25 protein-coding genes are annotated in these 22,977 nt (G+C 46.8%); 17 read left to right on the top strand and 8 right to left on the bottom strand.

Going from position 1 to position 22,977, the window contains the following annotated elements; translation table 11 throughout:
• Window positions 1-81: 81 nt before the first annotated feature.
• Complete coding sequence (locus ACSQ8P_RS02330; protein ID WP_167357022.1) at window positions 82-240, top strand: hypothetical protein; 159 nt, start codon at window positions 82-84, stop codon at window positions 238-240.
• Window positions 241-317: 77 nt separating this feature from the next.
• Here ACSQ8P_RS02330 and ACSQ8P_RS02325 read toward each other — a convergent pair whose 3' ends face one another.
• Window positions 318-1,673, bottom strand: coding sequence for a dicarboxylate/amino acid:cation symporter (locus tag ACSQ8P_RS02325; protein WP_436233728.1), 1,356 nt, complete (start codon window positions 1,671-1,673; stop codon window positions 318-320).
• A gap of 178 nt (window positions 1,674-1,851) precedes the next feature.
• Window positions 1,852-2,646 (bottom strand): hypothetical protein, encoded by a 795-nt coding sequence (locus tag ACSQ8P_RS02320; protein WP_436233726.1) that lies wholly within the window; start codon window positions 2,644-2,646, stop codon window positions 1,852-1,854.
• A gap of 293 nt (window positions 2,647-2,939) precedes the next feature.
• Here ACSQ8P_RS02320 and ACSQ8P_RS02315 point away from each other — a divergent pair, with 293 nt between their 5' ends.
• On the top strand, window positions 2,940-4,517 hold the full coding sequence (locus tag ACSQ8P_RS02315) for a spore germination protein (protein ID WP_436233725.1): 1,578 nt from the start codon (window positions 2,940-2,942) through the stop codon (window positions 4,515-4,517).
• Complete coding sequence (locus ACSQ8P_RS02310; RefSeq protein ID WP_436233724.1) at window positions 4,514-5,731, top strand: Ger(x)C family spore germination protein; 1,218 nt, start codon at window positions 4,514-4,516, stop codon at window positions 5,729-5,731. The genes ACSQ8P_RS02315 and ACSQ8P_RS02310 overlap by 4 nt, the downstream gene beginning before the upstream one ends.
• 4 nt (window positions 5,732-5,735) lie before the next feature.
• On the opposite strand, the gene ACSQ8P_RS02305 is transcribed toward ACSQ8P_RS02310, so the two are convergent.
• The 3 genes from ACSQ8P_RS02305 to ACSQ8P_RS02295 all read right to left on the bottom strand — a co-directional run bounded on the left by ACSQ8P_RS02305 (window position 5,736) and on the right by ACSQ8P_RS02295 (window position 8,384).
• Window positions 5,736-6,821: a GerAB/ArcD/ProY family transporter gene (locus ACSQ8P_RS02305; RefSeq protein ID WP_436233723.1), complete on the bottom strand. Its 1,086-nt coding sequence runs from the start codon at window positions 6,819-6,821 to the stop codon at window positions 5,736-5,738.
• Window positions 6,822-7,044: 223 nt separating this feature from the next.
• Window positions 7,045-7,461 (bottom strand): hypothetical protein, encoded by a 417-nt coding sequence (locus ACSQ8P_RS02300; protein ID WP_436233722.1) that lies wholly within the window; start codon window positions 7,459-7,461, stop codon window positions 7,045-7,047.
• 77 nt (window positions 7,462-7,538) lie between these two features.
• Complete coding sequence (locus ACSQ8P_RS02295) at window positions 7,539-8,384, bottom strand: inositol monophosphatase family protein (RefSeq protein WP_436233721.1); 846 nt, start codon at window positions 8,382-8,384, stop codon at window positions 7,539-7,541.
• 168 nt (window positions 8,385-8,552) lie between these two features.
• Here ACSQ8P_RS02295 and ACSQ8P_RS02290 point away from each other — a divergent pair, with 168 nt between their 5' ends.
• Window positions 8,553-9,518 (top strand): aldolase catalytic domain-containing protein, encoded by a 966-nt coding sequence (locus ACSQ8P_RS02290; protein WP_236288096.1) that lies wholly within the window; start codon window positions 8,553-8,555, stop codon window positions 9,516-9,518.
• Window positions 9,519-9,613: 95 nt separating this feature from the next.
• Here the strand turns inward: ACSQ8P_RS02290 and ACSQ8P_RS02285 are convergent, their stop codons facing one another.
• Entirely contained in the window at window positions 9,614-9,952 is a 339-nt protein-coding gene (locus ACSQ8P_RS02285) for a hypothetical protein (protein ID WP_436233720.1), read from the bottom strand.
• 182 nt (window positions 9,953-10,134) lie between these two features.
• On the opposite strand from ACSQ8P_RS02285, the gene ACSQ8P_RS02280 reads away from it, so the two are divergent.
• The 8 genes from ACSQ8P_RS02280 (at window position 10,135) to ACSQ8P_RS02245 (ending at window position 17,937) form a co-directional block, all read left to right on the top strand.
• The gene (locus tag ACSQ8P_RS02280) at window positions 10,135-11,229 is read left to right on the top strand and encodes a GerAB/ArcD/ProY family transporter (RefSeq protein ID WP_436233719.1); all 1,095 of its coding nucleotides are present in this window, start codon (window positions 10,135-10,137) and stop codon (window positions 11,227-11,229) included.
• Window positions 11,230-11,243: 14 nt separating this feature from the next.
• Window positions 11,244-12,680 (top strand): spore germination protein, encoded by a 1,437-nt coding sequence (locus ACSQ8P_RS02275; RefSeq protein ID WP_436233718.1) that lies wholly within the window; start codon window positions 11,244-11,246, stop codon window positions 12,678-12,680.
• On the top strand, window positions 12,677-13,846 hold the full coding sequence (locus ACSQ8P_RS02270) for a Ger(x)C family spore germination protein (RefSeq protein ID WP_436233717.1): 1,170 nt from the start codon (window positions 12,677-12,679) through the stop codon (window positions 13,844-13,846). Before ACSQ8P_RS02275 ends, ACSQ8P_RS02270 begins: the two co-directional genes overlap by 4 nt.
• Window positions 13,846-14,049, top strand: a complete 204-nt coding sequence (locus ACSQ8P_RS02265) for a hypothetical protein (RefSeq protein WP_436233716.1) — start codon at window positions 13,846-13,848, stop codon at window positions 14,047-14,049. Before ACSQ8P_RS02270 ends, ACSQ8P_RS02265 begins: the two co-directional genes overlap by 1 nt.
• Before the next feature lie 76 nt (window positions 14,050-14,125).
• A complete protein-coding gene (locus ACSQ8P_RS02260) occupies window positions 14,126-15,019 on the top strand; it encodes a PIG-L deacetylase family protein (protein WP_436233715.1) in 894 nt (297 codons plus the stop codon).
• Window positions 15,020-15,043: 24 nt separating this feature from the next.
• Complete coding sequence (locus ACSQ8P_RS02255) at window positions 15,044-15,790, top strand: response regulator transcription factor (RefSeq protein WP_436233714.1); 747 nt, start codon at window positions 15,044-15,046, stop codon at window positions 15,788-15,790.
• A complete protein-coding gene (locus tag ACSQ8P_RS02250; RefSeq protein ID WP_436233713.1) occupies window positions 15,787-17,151 on the top strand; it encodes a sensor histidine kinase in 1,365 nt (454 codons plus the stop codon). The genes ACSQ8P_RS02255 and ACSQ8P_RS02250 overlap by 4 nt, the downstream gene beginning before the upstream one ends.
• A 237-nt stretch (window positions 17,152-17,388) precedes the next feature.
• Window positions 17,389-17,937, top strand: a complete 549-nt coding sequence (locus tag ACSQ8P_RS02245; protein ID WP_436233712.1) for a C40 family peptidase — start codon at window positions 17,389-17,391, stop codon at window positions 17,935-17,937.
• A 511-nt stretch (window positions 17,938-18,448) separates the two neighbouring features.
• On the opposite strand, the gene ACSQ8P_RS02240 is transcribed toward ACSQ8P_RS02245, so the two are convergent.
• The gene (locus tag ACSQ8P_RS02240; RefSeq protein WP_436233711.1) at window positions 18,449-18,907 is read right to left on the bottom strand and encodes an Hsp20/alpha crystallin family protein; all 459 of its coding nucleotides are present in this window, start codon (window positions 18,905-18,907) and stop codon (window positions 18,449-18,451) included.
• A gap of 129 nt (window positions 18,908-19,036) precedes the next feature.
• Here ACSQ8P_RS02240 and ACSQ8P_RS02235 point away from each other — a divergent pair, with 129 nt between their 5' ends.
• The 5 genes from ACSQ8P_RS02235 to ACSQ8P_RS02215 all read left to right on the top strand — a co-directional run bounded on the left by ACSQ8P_RS02235 (window position 19,037) and on the right by ACSQ8P_RS02215 (window position 21,049).
• The gene (locus ACSQ8P_RS02235; protein ID WP_056610720.1) at window positions 19,037-19,261 is read left to right on the top strand and encodes a spore germination protein; all 225 of its coding nucleotides are present in this window, start codon (window positions 19,037-19,039) and stop codon (window positions 19,259-19,261) included.
• 35 nt (window positions 19,262-19,296) lie between these two features.
• Window positions 19,297-19,506 (top strand): spore germination protein GerPB, encoded by a 210-nt coding sequence (locus ACSQ8P_RS02230; protein ID WP_173118046.1) that lies wholly within the window; start codon window positions 19,297-19,299, stop codon window positions 19,504-19,506.
• Window positions 19,507-19,594: 88 nt separating this feature from the next.
• A complete protein-coding gene (gene gerPC, locus ACSQ8P_RS02225; protein ID WP_436233710.1) occupies window positions 19,595-20,305 on the top strand; it encodes a spore germination protein GerPC in 711 nt (236 codons plus the stop codon).
• A 45-nt stretch (window positions 20,306-20,350) separates the two neighbouring features.
• Window positions 20,351-20,533 (top strand): spore gernimation protein GerPD, encoded by a 183-nt coding sequence (locus ACSQ8P_RS02220; RefSeq protein WP_436233709.1) that lies wholly within the window; start codon window positions 20,351-20,353, stop codon window positions 20,531-20,533.
• A 3-nt stretch (window positions 20,534-20,536) separates the two neighbouring features.
• Entirely contained in the window at window positions 20,537-21,049 is a 513-nt protein-coding gene (locus tag ACSQ8P_RS02215; RefSeq protein WP_436233708.1) for a spore germination protein GerPE, read from the top strand.
• 211 nt (window positions 21,050-21,260) lie between these two features.
• On the opposite strand, the gene ACSQ8P_RS02210 is transcribed toward ACSQ8P_RS02215, so the two are convergent.
• Window positions 21,261-22,892, bottom strand: a complete 1,632-nt coding sequence (locus ACSQ8P_RS02210; protein WP_436233707.1) for an S-layer homology domain-containing protein — start codon at window positions 22,890-22,892, stop codon at window positions 21,261-21,263.
• Between the last annotated feature and the right edge of the window lie 85 nt (window positions 22,893-22,977).

Raw genomic sequence — 22,977 nt, 5'->3', positions numbered from 1 at the left:
TCCGGTGATTCAGTCTCCGCCCGAATGGGTATTATTTGGTATAAAGGTCAACCCCCATACCAGAAAAGGGAGCTGAAAACGATGGAACCGATGAAAAGCGTGGACATTGAGCAGAAGCGAATTGAGCAAAAATATGACAAGGGACTTGTCGCATCAACTTTTATCAAATATGCAGCGTACATCATTATCATTTTTGGACTGCTGTATTTCCTGGTCCGCTACGTATTTCCGCGGTTTTAGAACATACATCGACAAAAACCAAAAAGACGAACACACACCCAAGGTGCTGTTCGTCTTTTTTCATTTATTTACCGCGATTAAGCAGTTGCTAATTCCAATTCATCTTCTTCGTCACGATCGAATGAAGCGCGGTCGAATTCACCTTCGGATTCAGCTACTAACAGAGCCGTTACCGTAGTTCCAGTTGCATTAACTGCTGTACGACCCATGTCGATCAATGCTTCAACGCCTAGAACTAGACCCATACCTTCAATCGGCAAGCCAAGTGCAGTCAATACAACCGTTGTTGAGATGGATGCAGGACCTGGTACACCAGCTACCCCGATGGAGGAAATGACAGCTACTAAGATTAACAAGGCATACTCGGAAATGCCAAGCGGAAGATTGTATACTTTTGCTACGAAAATTGCCACAATCGCCGGCCAAACACCACCACAGCCGTTGAAGTTCATTGTTGCCCCAAGCGGTGCCACGAAGCTGGCAATTCGCGGTGATACGCGAAGACGTTTCGTAATAACTTCCAAATTCACTGGAAGTGTTGCATAACTACTACGTGTTGTGAAAGCAACAGCGATCGTCGGATATGCCTTTTTGAAGAATTTAATAGGGTTTACTTTCGCAACCAGCAGCACTAGGCCACCGAATACCAAGACGAAGTGAATAATTAATGCCACGTAGGAAGTCAAAATGATTTTAGCTAACGGCTCTAATGTTTCCCAACCGTATTTCCCTGCCATAGCCGCGATCAACGCGTACACCCCATAAGGTGTCAAACGAATTACATACTTAACAACTTGGTGCATAACCGCAGCAGCTGAAGCAATGAACGCCTTCACGGATGCTACAGCTTCAGGTTTCTTGGAACCTACCGATACAATGGCAACAGCTACGAAAATCGCGAAGATTAGAACCGGTACAACCTTACCGCTTGCCATGTCGCTAATTGGATTGGAAGGTACTAGATCCAAAATAACTTGTGAGAAAGTCGGAATTTCTTTGGCTTTAAAATCCTTCGGAACTGCTTGTGCGATCCCATTACCTGGATCAATCGCCAATGCGACTAGTAGACCGATCAATGCTGCGATCCCCGTTGTAAGTAGGAACCAGCCAATTGTTTTGAAACCTAATTTACGAAGTTGAGCCATGTTGGACAACGACGAAATACTATTAATTACTAGAATAAATACAAGCGGCATAACAAGCATTTTGATCAGATTGACGTAAATTGTTCCGATCGTGCTAACACTTTTAAATTGCAGACCTGCCTGATTGAAAATGACCCCTGCGATGATACCTAATCCTAAACCGATAAATACTCGGTTACCAAAACTGACTTTCTTTTTACCCAGAAAATAAATAAAGCCAATCACTACTAATGAAACGACTAAACTGACCCAGTTCGTTTGAAATGCACTTACTAAGTTGTTTTGCATGGTCAACATCTCCAATCCCCATTGGTTCACTTGGTTTAATTGTGATAAATATATGACAACTCACATCGGCTGTCAATGGTTACTATTTCCAGTTAGCACGAAAAACCGAACATTCCTCCTATTTATACGAAGGTCGATTCGGCTTTAGATCATTTTTATGAAATTTCATGTAAAACATCTACATCGTATGCTGGTCATGGACGATAGCAACCACATACCACTGTGATCCTGTATATTCAAAAACTAGCCGTAAGCTGGTCCAATCCATACCTTGATACTGTGGACCGAAGCCCGGGAAGTGATATTCAACCGTTATATAGGAAGATGTAGGGTACACGCTGAACACATTGTTGATCATATTCCCTTTGCCAATCATCGTATTATAGCTAATCTGTGGCGCAGCGGCAAAGTTAGCGTTATACACAAATTTAGCCCAGTAGTTTGGCATCGTAAGATCAATAGGGTCGCCTGACCCATCGAAAGTTCCCCAATGCGTGAGACTTGGGCTAGCCCATAGGGCCGCAAGATTGCTGCCTTGCACTTGAATGTCTGTCGCTGTGTGAATATAGGAATACGGTGAGAATTGTACACCTTTCTGCGGATGCACGAGACTGACAAGCTTTGTTATATTACGCTCTTTCAGCGCGGTCATCACTTCTAGGGCACGGGCTTCAATAACTTTCTTGGCATCTGCCGCAGAGGAAAAGCTTGGTGGCGTTGCTGCTGGCGTAGGTTGCGAGCTGGCTGTCGCCTGCGGATTCGTAGTGGATACTGGTGGAGATGATGGTTGCGATGTTCCTGGAACAGTAGTTGGTACGGATGTCGCTGCTGGCGTTGGTACAGGGGAGGGCGACGAAGTGACACTCGTGGTTGGTTGCGTCGTTGGCTGAGAACTGCTCGTGCCCCCATTTACGGTCTCCTTCTCGCTGCAGCCTGCTAATGCGCTGACCAAACTGACCATAACCACGGCCATGACGATCTTCCTCCTACTTCCCATGAGAACCACCCCTTCTTCAACTATCTTCCTTATTACACCAAACGTATGCGGGTTGCGAAAGGTTACAGACTATATATCTACAATCAAAATAAAATTGAAACCGTTCTCCTCCGTTCTCGTTCATGCGCCATGATTGGATAATTTACTGGTTCAAATTAGCGTTGTATGGGACTTGACCACCCCAAAGCTTTGCCTTCATCTTTTGTTAATCTTAGAGCTATTGGATATACTACACAACTGGAAGCATCGCTAAAAAATGGAGGAGGTATATGCGTTTCGTGCGGATAAAGAGTCATAGCTCTAACCAGATTGAATCGACAAATCCCCCTCTCCCTAACGAACAAAATGCAGAATTAAGTACAGAACTCGTTATGAACGAGAAGATGCTTAGAGAAACTTTTCAAGAATGCTCCGATATCGTATTTCGTCCTATTTGCAACAACCCTAAAGTACTTTTAATTTACACAGATGGTTTAATCGATACAAAAACGTTGGATATAGTTGTGTTAACGCCAATCTTATTTAATGGAACTCCCGGCGAGTTGAACGGAGTTCCTATTTCAGGACAGATCATCCAAGAGCAACTGGTTGCCATCTCGCAAATTCAAACGGTTTCTACAGTCAAGGATGTGACCGATGGGATTCTGAAGGCGAATATCGCCCTATTGGTTGACGGAGAAAACATGGCTATAATCGCGGATCTCAAAGGATTCGAGAAACGAGCTGTTGAAGAACCGGCCGCCGAAGTTTCTATCCGCGGACCCAGAGACGGCTTTACGGAAACGTTACGAATCAATACAAGCTTAATTCGTAGACGAATTCGCAGTCCAAAGCTGAAAATGGAATCGATTACGGTTGGTCAAGTTTCTCAGACCGATATCGTAATCGTATATATTGATGGGATTGTCTCGAATCCGATTTTGAAGGAAGTCCGTAAAAGAATCGACCGAATCCAAATTGACGGGATACTGGAATCGGGTTTTATCGAAGAATTTATTGAAGATGCCACTTGGTCTCCATTCCCCCAAATTCAAAATACCGAACGGCCCGATATCGTATGCGCCAGTCTGCTTGAAGGGAAAATAGCGATTATTGTCGATAACACCCCCTTCGCACTGATCCTTCCAATGACTTTTTGGACTGGCTTGCAGGCGGTAGAGGATTATTACGAACGTTCAATCTATACGACCTTCGTTCGATTCGTGCGATATTCCTTATTAAATATCGCACTATTACTTCCGTCTTTGTACGTCGCGCTCTCAACCTTTCATCAACAACTTATTCCTACCAACTTACTCATCAGTATCGCTAGTTCCAGGGAAGGAGTTCCATTTCCGACGTTTGTCGAGACGTTGTTGATGGAGTTTATGTTCGAGGGACTCCGGGAGGCGGGAATTCGTATGCCTAAAGCCGTTGGTTCGGCCGTAAGCATTGTGGGAGCGCTTGTCATTGGGCAAGCCGCCGTACAAGCAGGCATCGTATCAGCCCCTGTCGTGATTGTCGTAGCCACGACCGGGATCGCATCGTTTGCCATTCCACGATATAATTTCGGGACCGCATACCGGCTTCTTCGTTTCCCGATGTTAATATTGGCGGGAATGCTAGGTTTATATGGAATTATAAGCGGAGTATTTCTCATGATTATCCATCTTCTTAGTCTACGTTCGTTTGGAGTTCCGTATATGAGTCCGGTAGTTCCGCTAATGACTCAAGGCCTGAAGGATGTATTCATACGTGCGCCCAGATGGAGTATGAATCAGCGACCTTCACTCTTTTCAGGGGTAAATAAGAGGCGCATCCCAGAAGGGCAACAACCAAGTCCAAAACGAGGGAGAGATGGCAAATGAAAAGAAAACGAGGGGGGCGCCTCTGTCTGGTTCTCTCTCTTTTATTTATAACGGGCTGTTGGGATAGTTCGGAAGTTAACGAGCTTGCCATTGAACTCGCGTGGGGGGTCGACAAAGCCCCCAATAAGAAAGTCATGATAAGTGCTCAGGCAATCATCCCGTCGAAAATAAAGGGAGGGCAGTACGATGGTACAGGTGGAGCAAGCAAGGGAAAACCTTTTTTTGTTGTCACGAGCGATGGGATGAATACGCTCGATGCGGTACAGCGGATGCAGACTAAGCTTTCCCGGCAAGTGTTCCGTGGTCATCGGCGAGTCATTGTAATTGGGGAATCCATGGCTAGACAGGGGATTAAGGAGGTACTCGATACCTACACACGAGATCCGAACCTCAAGCTTCGAACAGATATATTTGTTGTCAAGGGAGGTACTGCTAAGGATTTCTTAAAAATATCTTACCCATTAGAGACTATTCCCGGTCTCGCGGTTTTAGGCGAAATTAACCAGTTGGGGACATTCAGAGAAATGGGGATCTTAACCTTTTTGCTCTCTGCAAACAGCGAAGGAGCTTGTCCATCCGTACCCTCAGTTGCAGTTGGCATGAACCCTGCTTCACAAGATGGAGACAATCAGAAAGATCAATCCGATGAGGATGGGTTTCGAATCGTAGGGCCTGGCATTTTTAATAAAGATTTGAAATTAGTTGGATTCTTGAATGTAGAGGAAGGTCAGGCCATGCGATGGGTATCCGGAAATCTAAAGAAGCTGACGGTTTCGGCAGCGATACCGCAAGAGGACGGCAACGTCAGTATGGACATATACAAGTTAGGCAACAAGATCCAATCGGTTATCCAAGGGGGCAAGATAAAAATCCATGTCACGTTAACGGGGCAAGGAGCGATTCGTGAAAACAACACCAGCCTGGACCTTACGCAGACAAAATATATTACCCTTCTGCAAAACGCACTAGACAAACAAGTTGAAGAGAATGTACTTCGAACGATTACCAAAGTGCAAAAAAACTATGGGACAGATGTGTTCGGATTTAGTGATAACATTCGCAGAAAAAATTTGCCATTGTGGAAATCCGTAAGGAATGACTGGGAAGCGGCGTTTCGAGAAGCTGAAATTTCCGTGAACACGAAATTGACGGTTCGACGGATAGGAATAACAGGGCCATCCTTACAATTAAACGTAAACGAGATTAAGAAATGAAGGTTCATTTCTTCAATTGCCGCAACCAAGTAACGATGAGAAGGATTGTTGGTAAGACTAGGAGCAAAGGCACCCACACATAAGGAACAAGTATTTCAAAGTGGTGACGATAAACGTGCTCGGAAATGTTTTTAGACATAGTCATCCCAAGGAATAGTGCGATGGCGCATGCAGGGATGACCAGTACGCGGTAATCCTTCATATTCGTTAATTGCTGAATCCCTTTTACCGCTGCGAGCATATGAACGACGCTTTTTAAAAGTGCCGTCATAAAGAAATAGAGGACGCCGATCATCTGTAAATTTTCAATGAAATTTCCGATACTTATCAAACTCAGTAAGGTGTAAAGAGGATACAGAAATCCCGAAAACATACCTCCAAAAACTAAAAGAGCCAACACGTCAAAGCTGGATATCATGATTCCGGACAGCAAAGTGGCGAGGACTGTAAGCTTCATTACTTTTTCAGGGCGTTTGGTCTCCGGCCAGAACATGGCAAAGACGAGTGTTTCCCCAAAGGATTGCGTGATGCCGGATGGGTAAACAACCTTCCAGACAGGCGCCCACCCTTTTTCAAACATAGGCAGTAAATTATTGATATGCATGACGTCGGAGCTAAAAAGAAGAATAACTTCAATACAAAACATGATTAATACGATGGGAAGGAACATTTCTCCCAGTCGAGAAACGATCTCAATGCCGCCATATACGCAATAGGCAATGATGATGACAAATACCCCTGCGATAATAATCAGCGGTGTATTAAATAATACGGTAGATGACACCATATCTCTGATATCCGCAATAATCCGTCCAACCACGTATAGAGACATAAGAGGGTACAGAAATGCAAGAGGCGTCCCGATCGCGCGCCCGAATTGTGCTGGAAACCATTGGACAAGGGTTAACCCCGGATTCATCCGCATTAAGGCGATATAGATCAGAACTACGAATACACCCAGACAACAGGAAACCAGTTCGCCAATCCACGCATCCCGGCCGGCTAAGCCTCCGAAGCCGAAGACAATGGTAGTACCTAATTGGAAAATAAAAGTAATCGCGAATAACTGATAGACGGAAATTTTATGCATAGTATCCTCTCGAAACAATCTGATTCGCTTCCGCTGTCAAAAGCACAACGTCTCGGAATATTTGGATGGAGCAGACCCTACCCGCACCAGCTATTATTACCATTGGAAAGATGCGGTAACCGCTTAGCAGAATTAAAAAATACCGGCGCTCCAACCCCAAACAAGCTAAGTAACCAGAAGAGCCCGAGAATTGCTTCCTCGGGCTCTTCTGGTTATGTGCCAATTAAATGCGAATACCTGCGCTAAAATGATTGTAGTCATCCGCCGAAGGATCGAAAGCAGCCTCGTCATCACTCGGTACCGCATCACGATCCACTGCCACCGCGGATGCGGCATAGCTGTCAGACCAATCCTCATTCACGGTATGTGCCGGGATGCGGATGGAGCCCTCCAAGTCATACGCCATTGCGAAGGTGGCCTGCTCGGACTGCATCTGCGGCCGATCCACGAGCCGCCCGCCGTGAGATTGAGCGATTTCGATTGCCGAGGTGATCTCCTGCTCATCTAGATGAATGTGCAGCGTTGCGCGCTCCCCTTCCAGCAGCTCCGGCTTGTAGCCGAGCTCTTCTAATGTGTCTAACGCCAGCAACGCATCTCGCGTTTGATCGAATTCAAAAAAGATAGGAACAAAGTCCTTCATCTAACAGCACCCTTTCTTCCTTCAAATGGAAAGTCTGCCATTAGGTTTGACCAATTGTTCCTATCCTATTCGAAAACCTATTTCGCTGTACGCAGCGCCTCTTGAACGAGTTGTAGCAACTCTGCATGATAGGCTGGCACAGCGGCGACCAAATAGCTAGCTCCGTCTGTGACCGCTTCATCTACAACGGCTATGCCACCGAGCAAAGCAACCGGATTACCCGCGAAATCCGTCACTTTCACACCAGCCTCCTGCGCAAGCAGCAAGCCAGCATAGAGATCTTCCCCTTCGGAGTTGTACATGACAACCCCATGCAGATCACCTCTGGCCAGCATCGCCCACACAATGGAAGGCGCCCATAAGCGCATCACTCTTTTGACTGCATACTCCAGATGATGTCGAAGCGCTAATGCCCGCTGATCGTCCTTCGTTACGGCATGCCCTTGAATCCATGAAAGGGTAGACTTCGTCAGCGTACCACTAGGCCTTGCCATCAGCCGCCTGTCACCTTGCCACGCTCCTTCATCTTGAACCGCCACATAAGTCAGTTCCATAGCCGAATCATGAACGACGCCAAGTACAATCCGACCTTGATAGCTCAAAGAAATGGAAACGCCGTACAAGGGGAGGCCCAGTGCGAAATTGTTCGTCCCATCCAAGGGATCCACATGCCACACCCAGTCACTCGCTGCTCCACCCTCACCCGCTTCTTCACTATATATGCGATGAGTCGGAAACACGCTCAAGATGTCATCCACGATGAGACGATCCGCCTGCACATCCACCTCCGTCACGAGATCACCGCGCTCATCTTTGTGCTGAAGGATTAATTGACCACCGAAACGTTTCTTGGCCAATTCACCTGCTTTCACAGCCGCTCCTACAGCAACCTCTCTTGCTAATGTCCATTCGTTCCGATTCATTCCGTTCATCCCCCTCGCGTGATCACTTCTGTCTTTTCCATATTACCATATCCTACCTAGAAAAGTTGCGCGGAAGCCTACGCTTGCATTGACAAGCCACCTGTTCATAAGTGATAATATAGCAAAATCAGAAGGCGACAAGAGCTGTCGAAAGGGGTATTTGCGAGTATGGTAAAGCATCATCAACACAAGATTTTGGATTGTACGATTCGAGACGGCGGTTTAGTTAACGATTGGGATTTTAGCGTGGAGTTTGTCCAAGATATGTATCGCGGTTTAAGCGCTGCCGGCGTAGAATATATGGAAATTGGTTACAAAAACTCAGAAAAGCTACTAAAAGGCGGATCATCCGGCCCTTGGAGATTCCTTAACGAATCCTTCTTGCGTGATGTTATCACCAAAAAAACAGATACAAAGCTATCCGCTCTTGTTGATATCGGACGTGTGGATGAGAAAGACATTTTGCCTCGTGAAGACAGCTTACTTGACCTGATCCGCGTTGCTTGTTACATCAAGGATGTTGATAAAGGCCTTGAGCTGGTTCAGAAATTCCATGACATGGGTTACGAGACGTCCCTGAACATCATGGCGCTTTCCCACGTAATGGAGAACGAATTGACAGAAGCTTTTGAAGAAATCAACAAAAGCGCAGTTGACGTTGTTTATGTCGTAGATTCTTACGGCAGCATGGGCAGCAAAGACATTGACTACCTCGTATCCAAATTCCAACGCTTACTTCCTGAGAAGGAGCTAGGCTTGCATATGCACAATAACATGCAGCTTGCTTTCGCTAACACAATCACTGGAGCTTCCAAAGGTGTAACTTTCTTGGATTCATCCGTGTACGGTATGGGTCGCGCTGCAGGTAACTGTACGACCGAATTGTTGCTCAGCCACCTCAAGGGTGCACGCTACGATGTGCGTCCAGTTCTTGAAATTATTGAGAAGCATATGATCACAATGCGTGAGAAATGGGATTGGGGCTACCTCATTCCTTACATGATCGTTGGTGCACTAGACGAGCACCCTCGCACGGCAATGGCATTGCTTGACTCACCTGAGAGAAATAATTTCACCGACTTCTACGATCGTTTAACTTCCGTAGAAACGTTCCCGTCAGCAAGCAAGAAATAATAATCAACTTAACTTCAAAAACCCCTAATCGACAGTTCAGGTAAGTTTATCACCTGACTGCACGACTAGGGGTTTTTTGCGACACAAGTTGACCACTATTTGATAATCTTTGCCGAAACGACATAGTTTTCTGCGTAAGCACGATCGATTAGGAAAATGAAATCCTCCCCTACTCTGCGATTAAAATTCCTTCTAGGAAGAACCTCGATATATTCACTGTCGATTAACATCGTACATTTCTCATCCGTGTAGATTAACCCATCTTCTAAGCGTTTTATAGCTTCCATCATGACTTCCCGTGATTTCAAATCTCCAAGAATCTCCACATAGACTTTGGCGGTAGCGTCGTGATCTTGGAGTAAAATCGCTACCTTGTGTTTAGCTTTGATGCGTACCTTCTTTTTGGGAGAAATACTCATTGGTTCTATACTCATAGGTTCTACTCCTTCATTACGTCTATAGGTTTATTTTATGTCGCAATCGGGTCATGTGGACTAGGCTAATGGACAATTTCACTCCTCTATTCCGTATGACTTCAGGTGTTTAAAGGCAAGGAAGGATATTTTTTCCCCAATTTGAAAATAGTAAGATCATTAGCACGTCAGGGGGGTTCTGCGTGATCCAAGTGCTCTCGACATGGCAAACATTCTGTCTTTTGTTTTTATTCCAGCTGGGTACAACCATTGTATTCGGCTTCGCTGGCGGAGCTAAGCAGGACGCTTGGCTAGCTGCCCTAATCAGTGCCACCATAGGAATAAGCATCGTATGGATGTTTACTCGTATTTATGAACGCAATCCAGGTGAAACCTTAGTTTCCCTGCTCCAGATAACCTTCGGCAAGTACGTTGGCCACTTTTTAACCTCACTCTATATTTTTGCTTTTATTTATGAATCGGGGCGCATTCTGAGGGATTTAGGTGAGTTGATGAGCACGTTTCTACTCCCAAGTACACCAGCTCCGTTCTTAATGCTGCTTCTTGTCCTATTGGTTGCTTATGCTTGTTATGCAGGGATTGAACGCATTGCTCGGCTAGCTGAACTCAGTATTATCATCGTTTTTTTGTTTACCTGCATCCAGCTCATTCTGCTTCTTTTCTCGGATGTTATTGACTTCTCCTGGCTGCTGCCTGTTGCATCGGATTGGAGAAGTATTGGTGTAACGGTATTCCCCCTAGGCTTAACAACAACCTTCGGTGAAATTATTGTCTTCGCTGTATTCTGGAAATTAACTGTAAGCCCTAACAAGTTTCGCAAGGCTGCGCTGTACTCCTCCCTTCTAGTCGGCGCTGTTTTTGTGGTACTTGATCTCATTGCCGTTAGTACGCTAGGACCAGACCTGTTCTACCGTTCTTTTTACCCGCTGCTCACCAGCTTTCAGTTGATCCGAATCGCCGATTTCATCGACAATTTGGATCCTTTTGTTGTAACAACTTTCATTACAGGCGGTTTGTTCAAAATCATTCTGTATGCCTACGCGGCATGCACAACGATCACCACACAGTGGAAAATGGAGAATCATCGCGTCGTTATTATACCGGTCACCTTGCTGATTTGGTTTATTTCCATCTACACCGCCAAAAATATTGCCAGCCATATTTTTGTAGGCCTGAAGGTTGTGCCTTGGATTATCGAACTCCCTTTATTCGTCGTAATCCCATTGGTTATTTTCATCCTGAACGGGGTATTCAGAAAACGCAGCGTAGAGAGCTAAGGAGGGAGAAGCGGATGCTACAAACACCTGTTGATGAAGCCATCGACATTACTCAACTGCAATCTGATATCACTCAGCAGCTTGATCACGATCCAGATTTAGTCTTTGTGTACATCCGTTCTACCCTCATTGTCTACATCTCAGGCTTGGTTGACGCAGAGCGGATTGAACGCGAGATAACCAAACCCTTATCTGAAGCACAGCCAACAACAGAAACGCTTTCCTCCCATCTATTGACGCCTGAAGTCAAACAAACCAATCTTTTCGAAACGTTGATCGATAGTCTGCTCATTGGCTTTGTTATGATCGCCGAGCAAGGGGAGAGGCAGGTGCTATTGGCCAATCTGGCCTGCCTGCCACATCGTAATATTGAGCAGCCTGAAACAGAATCTGGTGTCCGCGGCCCTAGGGAGGGCTTTACAGAGCATTTGGAAACGAATGTTGCCTTACTTCGACGTCGTTTGAAAACAGACAAAATGCGGATAAAAACCTGGCAAATCGGCGCGCTCAGCCAAACGGAAGTACGACTCATTTATTTGGAAGGTATCGCGGATCAAGAAATTGTCGATGAAATTATCAAACGGCTATCCGCTATTCATATTGATGCCGTACTGGAAAGCAGCTATATCGAAGAATTGATTCGGGATAATCCCTTCAGTATTTTCCCTACCATGGAATACACGGAAAGGCCCGATGTGGTAGCAGGCGCACTCTTGGAAGGGAAGGTATCTATTTTCACAAATAATACGCCTTTCGTGTTAATTGCTCCGTTTCAGTTCTGGTCGGCCTTTCAGTCCAGTGAAGACTACTACTTGATGTTCACCAGCGCAACCTTCATTCGGTTTATTCGCTCTTTGTCTATCATTCTGGCTCTTCTATTGCCTTCTCTCTATGTGGCCATTACAACCTTCCACCCTGAAATGCTGCCGACGAATTTACTGCTCGCTGTTGCAGGTGCTCGTGAAGCCTCTCCTTTCCCTGCTATGGTCGAGGCACTCATCATGGAAATTACCTTCGAAGCACTCCGGGAAGCGATACTCCGGTTACCGCGCATCATGGGACAAACCGTCAGTATCGTCGGCGCTCTCGTCATCGGACAAGCGGTTGTACAAGCTGGGATCGTATCTACACCCATGGTCATCGTTGTTTCAGTGACGGGGATCGCTTCGTTCATGATTCCGCGCTATAACATGACCTTTTCCATTCGGATTATGCGCTTGCTGCTGCTCTTGCTTGCAGGTACGCTCGGCTTCGTCGGAATCCTGCTTGGGCTGTTCACACTTGCTCTCTATTTGACGGGAATCCGCTCTGTTGGCGTTCCCTACTTATCTCCGATTGGACCTTTGCGATTAAAAGGGCTGCGAGACTTTCTAGTCCGTTCCCCGCATTGGATCCTGGACCGTGATCTGGTTACAACTCCGCCAGAGGCGGATACCAAGAGGCACGAATGATGAGAAGACTGAGTCAACTGATAACGTATACGATGATGCTTCTCCTTCTGACAGGGTGCTGGGATCGAAAAGAAATTAATGACATTGCCATTATTCAGCTTGCCGCATTTGATCTGATGCCGGATACAGGCAAGTACCGTGGCTATGTTCAAATTGCGATTCCTAAATCGATTGGTGCGGGCCAATTGACCACAAGTGGTGGCACGCAACAGAAGACGTACATGCCGCTCGTCGATTATGGCGACAATATGGAGGCTATGACCGTGAAGCTAGAGCGTAAGCTTTCAAGAGATGCGTTGCCGTCACACCGCCGGATTTTCATGGTCGGAGAATCATTAGCCCGGCAAAACATGGCGCCCTTGCTAGATTTGATTTCAAGAAATCCCAAAAATCGATTGCGCACCTATCTTGTTATTGCTCGGGATACCGATGCCAAAAGTCTCGTCGAGACGGAGTATCCCTTGGAAGCCACGAAGGAAGAAGCTTTGCGTGAAATCATTGTGCGTAAAATGCAGATCCCTTCGATGCTCCGCAGTTTCTATGCCTCCTCCGCTGCTGCCGGTATTGAGCCCATTGCGGCAGCGTTCTCCAAGGATAAGGACGGTAAAATTCTGCTGAGCAGCGTCGCCTTGTTTAATAAAACTACTTTGGTAGGCTATGTGGATGATATGCAAGCTGTCGCGCTTACGAGTCTATTGGGCAAAAAGCCCTTCGGTGACGTGGATGTAGCTCTCCCCGATCAGGAAAGTAAATTGTCTGTTCGAGTCAGTACGTTATCTGCTAAAAAACGAGTGGAAGTCTCTTCCGATGAGCAGCCGCATTTTATTATGGACATTAAAGCTACTGGCCGTATCATGGATAATCGCTCAAAGCTGGATCCAAGTGATCCGGCTGTTATGGAGAAACTCAATGCGTCCTTTCAAGAGCAACTAACGCAGAGTTATCAGAAGCTCTTTCACACCCTGCAAACGACCTACAAGACAGACAACGCAGGTCTCGGACAATCTGTCTATCGGAAATATCCAAAGTTGTGGAAAAAAATTGAGAAAGATTGGGAGACTATGTTTCCTGAAGTGGACGTTCAGTTCAAGGTTGACGCTAATATTTATCAAATCGGTGTTCAGGGCGCTCCCTATTACTTAAGAGAGGATGAGATTAGTCAATAATGTGGCTCAAAATGACCGCCCTTACGATTCCATCCATCCTCATTGCCATCCAGCAAATGTCCTATTGGACGAGACAGGGAAGCCGCAAACAAGCTTTGGTCTTTCTCCTCTGGATGATCATAGCTTGGGGGATCGGATGCGCCTTTATCGGCGGATTTCGTCTTCCAGAACCTACCAAACCATTATTCCCTGGTTGGAAGTAGGTCGGGTTAACACGCATCCACTTCTGCCCACATACATTAATATCATTGATTAATGTGATCGTGGGAGGAATTGTGCTTGAAGATAAACCCGGTTGATTTACTTATATTTGCTCCGCATCCCGATGATGAAATACTCGGGACAGCTGGCACGATCATGGACGCCATTGCCTGCGGCAAGAGAGTTCATGTTGTGTTCTTCACGAATGGTGATGGGTACCCGGAAGCAGCTACCCTCTTATTTGGCAAGCGTCCTGAGGAGCTGGGGCCAGCGCATTATTTGGAGCTGGCACGCATACGCCAGCAAGAGGCTTTGACAGCCGCGACGCTGATCGGGCTCCGCCCGCAGGATCTGACCTTCCTCGGCTATCCAGATGCCGGGCTGGGCCGTGTATATGCCACTACGGGCGCCATGCCGCCCTTTCAGCAGCGTTTCACGCAGCGGCAGGCGACCTACGGCGGGCTTGTGCCTGATTTTCACTCGATGTATTACGGCTGCCCTGCACCGTATCGAAAGGCTTGCGCCCTCGGCGATACGAAGGTATTAATCGCGATGCTGCAGCCCAAAGAGATCTATGTCACAGATGCTGCCGATACCCATCTCGACCATGCGGCGGCCCATGCATTCGTCATGGAAGCCGTCCTGCAAACTGGGTATACGGGTGCGGTCTACACATATTTGATCCATAGCGGTGCCGAATCTCAGTGGCCTTGGCCACGTGGTATCACACCAGATCTTCCTTTCGAGGCGCACCTTGTAGAGGGACATCGCGTTCCTTTGAACGTACCTTGGCCGCCACCGATCCGCCGACCACTGACATTGGCCCAGGCCTATTGCAAGTGGCAGGCGCTGCTCGCCTACCGTACACAGATTCCAGTTGAACCGGAATTTCTTCAATCTTTTATTAAATGCGAAGAGATTTTCTGGATGCCGAATCCGATACAAATCGATATCGCTGCCTCTAAGCAGTGACTTTGGGAGTGAATATGAGCCGTTATGAGCCGCATTTTGCTAATTGAAGATGAAGAACGTATTGCCCGTGTGCTGCAGCTAGAGCTTGAGCATGAAGGCTATGAGGTACTAATTTGTGGGGATGGGCGATCTGGACTTCAAGCTGCCTTAAGCGAAGACGGATGGGATCTCATCCTTCTTGACGTCATGCTCCCGGAACTCAACGGACTTGAGGTTCTAAGACGGCTTAGACAGGTAAATGCCTCCCTGCCTGTCATTCTGCTGACTGCACGCGATGCTATCCCTGATCGCGTCAGCGGGCTGGATCAAGGCGCCAACGACTATGTCACGAAGCCTTTTGCAACCGTGGAGCTGCTAGCCCGTATTCGCAGTCTGCTCCGGCAGAAGAGCCTGCAAGAGCAAGTGCCCGAACAGGATCATTTGCTGAAAATCGATGACCTAACGATGGATTTGAAGAGCCGCGCGGTCTCGCGTGAGGGCACTGCCATTGAGCTGACGCCAACGGAGTTTGATTTGCTGCGCTTTCTCATTCAGCATCAGAATGAAGTGATGTCCCGCGAGCAAATTATTACCGAGGTGTGGGGCTATGATTTTATCGGGGATACGAATGTTGTCGATGTGTATATTCGCTATTTACGTCAGAAAGTGGACAAGCCCTTTACCACCAAGCTGATTCAGACGATTCGCGGCATCGGCTATTTGATTAAGTCAGATAAGACGGATTCAGAAGGCAGTTCTTCACTCTCCGATGATGGGCAGGAGTCGGTATGAGCCTAAGATTGAAAATTACGTTATGGGTATCGGTCGGATTGATGGTGATCCTATTCGTCTGCTTTACCTTCGTATATTACATGTTTATCCGCGTGACAACGAAGGGTGAAATTGACCTTTTGAAGGATAAAGCCAGCGCTTTGCTGCTAAAGGATTTACCTAACCATCCCGAGTATTGGAAAGATAATATGCAAATGGATGAATTGCTCATCCCGCAAGAAATGCTGCGATATATTACACCAGACTCGAAGGTCGCACACCAGATTTATTCAGATACGTATCTTGCCAGTTACCCAGCAAGCTATTCGACTGAGGCGTCTGAAATCTTATTAACCGATGCGGATGGCATTCTATTATTCGTTCGGACACCCGTATTCAAAGACGGGAAACAAGTTGCCCTCTTAGAAATAGGACGTAACTTGCGAAGACTTGGCACGTACTCCGAAATGTTGATCTCGATTCTTGTCCTGACTTCCATTGGCGCGCTCATATTGACTCTGATTGGGGGTTATTTTTATACAAATGTGCTGTTTCGACCGCTTAAACAATTCATCGTTACTATGCAAAACATTGAGGAAAGCGGTTCATTCCGTCATATTACACTACCTGCCAACCAAGCCAATGATGAATTGATGATGCTCGCTAACACCTTCAATCGCATGATTGACAGGCTGCAAGATATGTTTCGCAAACAGGAGCAATTCCTCGCCGACGCATCTCATGAGCTTAGAACCCCGCTCACGATTATTGAAAGCTACGCAAGTCTCTTGCGGAGATGGGCTTCCAGCAATGATCAATTGCGCGAAGAGGCCCTAGAGGCCATCGTGTCAGAGTCCGCCCAGCTGAAGCTGCTCACGCAAAATCTGCTTTCACTCACGAATACCAACCGTGAAAACTGTGAGCAGAATACAGACTTCGACCTTATTCTACTGGTAGAGCAAACCGCCGCGTCTCTTCGCGTCACTTCTTCCCGAGAGATTCGGGTACAGTCCGAGCTCAATATGAAGGAACTTCCGATGACAGGGGATCCCTATCAGATCAGGCAGTTACTTATTATTTTAATAGACAACGCTTTAAAATATAGCCAGAAGATCGTGGATATTCGCATCTGTTTGCAGGATAAACAAGTGATTCTTAAGGTCATGGATCAAGGTATTGGCATCGCTGAAGAGGATCTCCCCCATGTCTTTGACCGCTTCTATCGGTCTGATAAAGCTAGAAACCGTAAACAAGGAGGAGCAGGTCTTGGACTCGCTATTGCCCAGCATATTGTGCAAAAACATCGAGGAACAATAGAGCTCCAAAGCAGTCTAGGACAAGGCTCCACGGCCGTTGTAACGCTTCCACAATCCTGTCAATAAGAACATTATAAGGGGATTCTCATCATTCTCTCAGAATTGGGCTTTCCCCTTGATATAGCACGAATTACATGGTTGCGTGGTAAATAATAGGGCAAATTTCATCTGCTATACTGAGTCTCAGGTGGTCAACCACATCGCCAAACTCATTCAACAGTATGAAATAAGTTTACTTGAGATAAATCAGCGAGTGCTTACCTAATAAGCTTTCTCGCGAAAAACTCTAAGGAGGCAACCCCTATGAAAAACACACAAAAAACTTGGTACAAAAAATTAGTCGTTACGGCATTGTCCGTATCTATAGGATTATCAGTAGCTGCAGCAGCTACACCAGCTAAGGCAGAGGCAGCTACAGCTGCGTCTACAGAAGTAACCAACGCTACAGCGCTTACAGCATCTGCAACCTCAACTTCTAGAGGCAGTCAAGTCATTTCCATTGGTAAAAGATATTTAGGAACACCTTACAAATTCGGAGCTACTGCAGGTCAAACACGTAACTTTGACTGTTCTTCCTTCACGCAATATGTATTTAAAAAAGTAGGCGTTCGCCTGCCGCGTACATCCCAACAACAAGCTCGTGTAGGTAAGTATGTATCTCGCAGCAACCTGCGGGTTGGCGATTTGGTGTTCTTCTCGATCCCAGGTAAGCCGGGTGTCATTCACCATGTAGGGATTTATGCAGGTAATAACAAAATCCTTCAAACCTACGGCGCAGGTGGTGTACGGATTACCAATCTGTACAGTGGTACTTGGTCATCCCGTTATATGACAGCACGTCGCGTGCTGTAGTAGGTTAACGGCCATGTGTTTTGCCCCATGAATGAGAGAGTGAGAGAGTGAGAGTCGAATAGATGGAAATCATCCATCTATTTCGGCTCTTTTTGCGTGAAAAATCCAAATAGCTGGATTTTCTCCCGTTAATATTGGCTAATTTCGCAAACAGATGAGGAAACACTGAAATTAACTACATTAAATCCATTTGTTTTCTTTTTCGGCTTGTTTTCCGCGAAAATAACTACAGTAAATCCATCTAGTTTGCGGCAGAGCGGCGGGTATGGTGGGGGAATTGAGCATGGGGAGCTGAGCTTGCTGTGGGTTGTTGGAGTGCTCATGGAGAATTGAGCCTGCTTCTGTTGGGGATCTGATCGTGGATTGGCTCATGGAGAGTTGCTCTGTTGGGGAGCTACTGGAGATTCATATCCCCCTACCAGCTCAGCCGCTCCTCCCTCCCCTACACCGAAACGAAAGAACCCCCTCAGCCATATGGCTTAAGGGGGTTCCTTCAGTTCCTACGCGGTGACTAGTACCGGATATACGCCTCATGATAGCTCTCCTTCAACCCGCGCTTGCGAATCTTGATCTCCAATACTCGCTGCTTATAGGTCACATTGGCAGTTCTCGGCAGCACGAGTGTTGGCACCTTTACAATTCGATTCTTACCATTCGTAAATCCTGTCAGCTTAATTTGATTCGATTTGACGAACACTTGGAGCGCCCTCGGATCTTCTTCCTTCGCAATTTTCACCTTAACTATGACATGCTCATGGGTTTCAAAAATTTCTGTTCCGATGGTTCCAGAGGATGAAATGCTGGCATCCATGCCTGGCATCGCTTTTTTCAGCATGTCCTGTACATATCCTTCAGCCCACGTCATATTATCTAGAAAGGTCTGCCCTTTTTCGGCGAATGGCAGCTTTTGTCCAAGAAACTTCTCAACCTGTTCCCACTTCAGCCAAGGATGGCGATTAAATCCGCTCAAGCCTATCACCTCATTTTGTTAACAGTATATGTGCCTACGTCCCGATGTGACACCCTTCCGAAAATTCAGAGCACCTCTAGGCGGATACCTCATATACTGTAGGTGTGATAACGCAAGGGGGATCGGATTATGCCAGCTATCGTCGGGAATGTGAAAATTATTAGTGTCGGTTCCAGTTCTGTCGTTCATTTCGGCGATTCCTTTATTATTTCACCCACTAGCTCCTCCAAGACTTTTGCCGGAGCCGGTTCATTTAACACCGGGGATTTCCCACGTGTCTATAATACTTACAGTACGACGGTCACCAATGATTCTGACTTTATTGATGCGAATGCGAGCGGCAATATCCTCTGACAATTGTCAGCCTAGAGCGAGGTGTTCCACGGCATATGAACTGGACCATCCATCAAACCATTATGATTCAGCAGCTAAAAGTAAACTCTGTCGCCAACTCATCCGTCCTCCAAATTGGCACAGCGGGATCGATTCGTTCCTTGTCTAATCTGTACAATACAGGTGGTTTCGTAGAGCCTGCTCCTGAGCTTGGAACAAGTGAAGTTAATCCTGTCGCCCTTGTTCCTCTGCCGGCACCGACATAATGTTAACTCAACCTTATACATTTCGCTTCAAGATTAGCCAGGCAGTCCTTTGAATATCGGAGTCATCCGGAAGGAGGTGCATTCTCGAATGAATAATGCGATCACGTGGCAGCAATGGGCCCAACAACTCTGCAGCTATGTCGACATGCAGAAACAGCGCATCGATAAGTTAGAGCAAACCGTAAACAAGCTGCAGGCGGATCTGAAAGCCATGAAGGACGAGAAGCGCATTCACATTGATAAAATAGAATATAATTTTGATCAGCTTAAGGTTGAAAAGCTAGACGGGACGCTCACGATCGGAATCAGTCCCAGTGCACTGGATCAGATTGAAGACTTCAGCGTGAATGGTAACTCCCTGAACAAAGAGAATACCGGTGGCGGCATGGCTCCCATGGATATGAATCCTTTTTACCAGGGCGGGCAATATCAGGGAACAGGGCCAAGTGGCGGGATCGGTGCGGGTCAAGAGGCCGTACGAGGAGAAGCTGCAAAGCAAGGCAAAGACATTCAAGCCGATGTTGCTAGGGGCATTGAACAGTATTTACAGTTTGGCGTACAGGGCGATATTAATAACCTTGAACATAAATATCAGCATCCACTCGATGAGGATTACAAAGATTTGATCATCGAAGATATTCGCAAGCAACTGGATACACGTATCCAACATTATGTGAATCAATACCGCGGCGTTGGGTTCAAAGAACCTTTGGAGGCTGTAACCAACAATATCATGGACAAAACGAAGCAAGACATCCTTACAGCAATAGAGACTTACATATCCAGTCTGCCCAAGTAAATGGTTCCAACTTGATCAACTATTTTAGGGAGAGAAGGGCTAAAGATGTTTAATTTACATGTTGAAAACAAACAAATCTGTGTTGGCGATGTCCGTATCGTTGGGGTATCCAGTGCGTCCGTTTTCCTGATCGGGGATACAGAGGTCATCTCCTTATCCTCCATGTTTGACACGCCGCCGGAATCCGTCATTATCTCCCCTTTCGTTCCACTTGCTTCGGAAGGCTAATCGATGGTTCGACTATCGATTGTTGGCAACATCTATATCAATAGCATAGGCTCAGCAAGCACGATGCATACGGGTGATAATGTTTATACTGCCTTGCAGAACAGAGTTTTTGCTGTCCAACGTGAAGTGCCTTTTTATTATGGGAATGAGGGCAGCTTTGCTGCTTACTCTTTCTTCCAACGACCTTTCCCTATTCCACAGCCTCCTGAACCCTTCACAATGTGTGTGGATAACTTAGGGAGCTATATAACAGTTCGTAACATCCGCATTCTCGGAGTCGCGGCTTCATCTCTCTTTCAAATTGGCAGCAATCGCGTCACGACCGCCGAAACCCGCATCAAAAATATTCGTCAATTCGTGACTAATAAACCAGGTCCGAAGGAACAAACAACATTCGTTTATACAGGGACAGATGATACGCTTGGCGAACCCCCACCAAAGTCGACAACTGCTGCTGAGAAGAAGCCGCCACGTATTGTATTTGTCACTCAGCAGCTACAATCTACACCAACGTAAGTCTTTTTAACTTTTGCAAACATTTCAGATCGAGAGGTTACTTCGATAAAAAATGTTTCATCTTTGCACTTCCAATGCTTCACAGCTTAATTCATAATACGAACAAGGTGATTTGGAGAAATATCTTCCTGGTCGCAGCATTTCCATGTCACCCTTGCAAGAAGAGGGGTCCCCGCCACATACGTGGCTTTGGGGACCCCTCTTTTACCTATCACTGCGTGAGCAGCGGCTGCGCACGGCGTAGTAGTGCAGCCATCTGAGCTCGCGTCAAGGACGCGAGCGGGCGGAACGTGCCGCCCTCGAAGCCGTCGACAAGGCCCCTGCTGCTCATCGCAGCAATGGCCTCTGCCGACCAGCTGTCAGCTGGCACGTCCGTGAACGTCTTCGCCACGCCGCTAGCCGGCGTGGTCAGCTTTAAGGCGCGGGAGAGCAGCACACTCATCTGCTCCCGCGTCATGGTCTGATCGGGCGCGAAGCGATCGTTGCTGATGCCCTGCATCAGCCCGTTCTGCTGCGCGATCCCGATATTCTGCGACGCCCAGTGGGTCGCAGGCACATCCTTGAACGCGGCACTGATGACGACCGCCGCGCTCTCTAAACCGAGCGCGCGCACGATAATCGTCGCGGCTTCTGCCCTTGTGAGCGCCGCGTCGGGCGCGAATGTGTCTGCGGCTACGCCAAGCATCCAGCCGCGATTCGCGGCGTTCAGGACGTCGGCCTGGGCCCAGTGCTTTTGCATATCCGTGAAGTAAAAACCATCAGCCCAAAGCTGGTAGTAACTCCAAGTATCGTCAGCCTCTTGATTTAAGCTCCAGCTGCCGGTTCCTTTCAACTGATATTTCCCTACTAACTTCAGCTTAGCTTTCATAGATTGCTCGTTATCGAACCAAACCGTGTAAGTACCTGCTGCTAACTCTTTGCCATTCACGGTTGCTTTCGCATCCGTTGATTGGATCGTAAATGTAGCAACAGGTGACTGACTTGCTGCATCATAACGTACTGTCCCTTGATATTGATATACCAGCTTTTGAACGCTCTTAGCAGTTATACCTGCCCCATTGGATGCAGGATCTTGGTTCCAATAGCGGCCATATAATGGGATTCCCAATACGATTTTATTTGCTGGAGCTTGGGACAACGCATACTGAATGGATTTCTCGACAAAGGGTAAGCTAGCAACAGGACCCGGTGTAGGATCACCAGGATAGCTCTCATCATAGGTCATCACCATTAGATAATTACTGACCGACGCTAATGCTTTATAGTCATACAGACCGATCCAGCTCGTCGTAGAGCCTGTTGGATTTGCGGCCACAGCAACAGAAACCTCCATCGTGGTCGGCAGCTCCGCACGGAGCTTTTTAACGAAATCTGTGTACTTATCGCGGTATGCTGCGCCTACATTTTCAATATCTAACTGGATGCCGTCAAGCTGATTGGCTTTGATACTTGCAACAAGTTCTTTAACTAGTGTTTCGCGTTCATCGATCGCTTTCTCACCTAGCGTTCTATCGAAATCGTTACTTAGAAAAGGAACAACTCTCTTCCCTTGCCTGTGCATCTCCGTTATGAAGGAGGCCTGCAGATCTATGACGTCTAAACGACCATCTTCTTTTATGTGATAATAACTCGGCGACACCACATCTAAGGTATCTCCGCTCTTATTTACTTGTGACGTATAGGTGCTAGGCGCTCCACTGAATAAGTAGGACATATTGAATTTCCCCTGAGCCACCGTAGCCTCAGCTAGAACCTCATTCTTGTACACGAACGTTACCTGACACATCGCACCGACGACGACTAGGGACATAACAAGCCTTCGCCATCCACGTTTGGATTTCACCTTGTCTCATCCCCTATTCGATTCGTTTTGATTCCTTCTATCATCCTAGAAAGCTACCAAAATCGCTACGAGTAAATTCTGGGGA

It is taken from the genome of Paenibacillus sp. LjRoot153, from assembly GCF_964253085.1.
GTDB lineage: Bacteria > Bacillota > Bacilli > Paenibacillales > NBRC-103111 > Paenibacillus_E.
The sequence above is the reverse complement of the archived record's forward strand: the minus strand, read 5'-3'. Positions and strand labels throughout refer to the sequence as shown.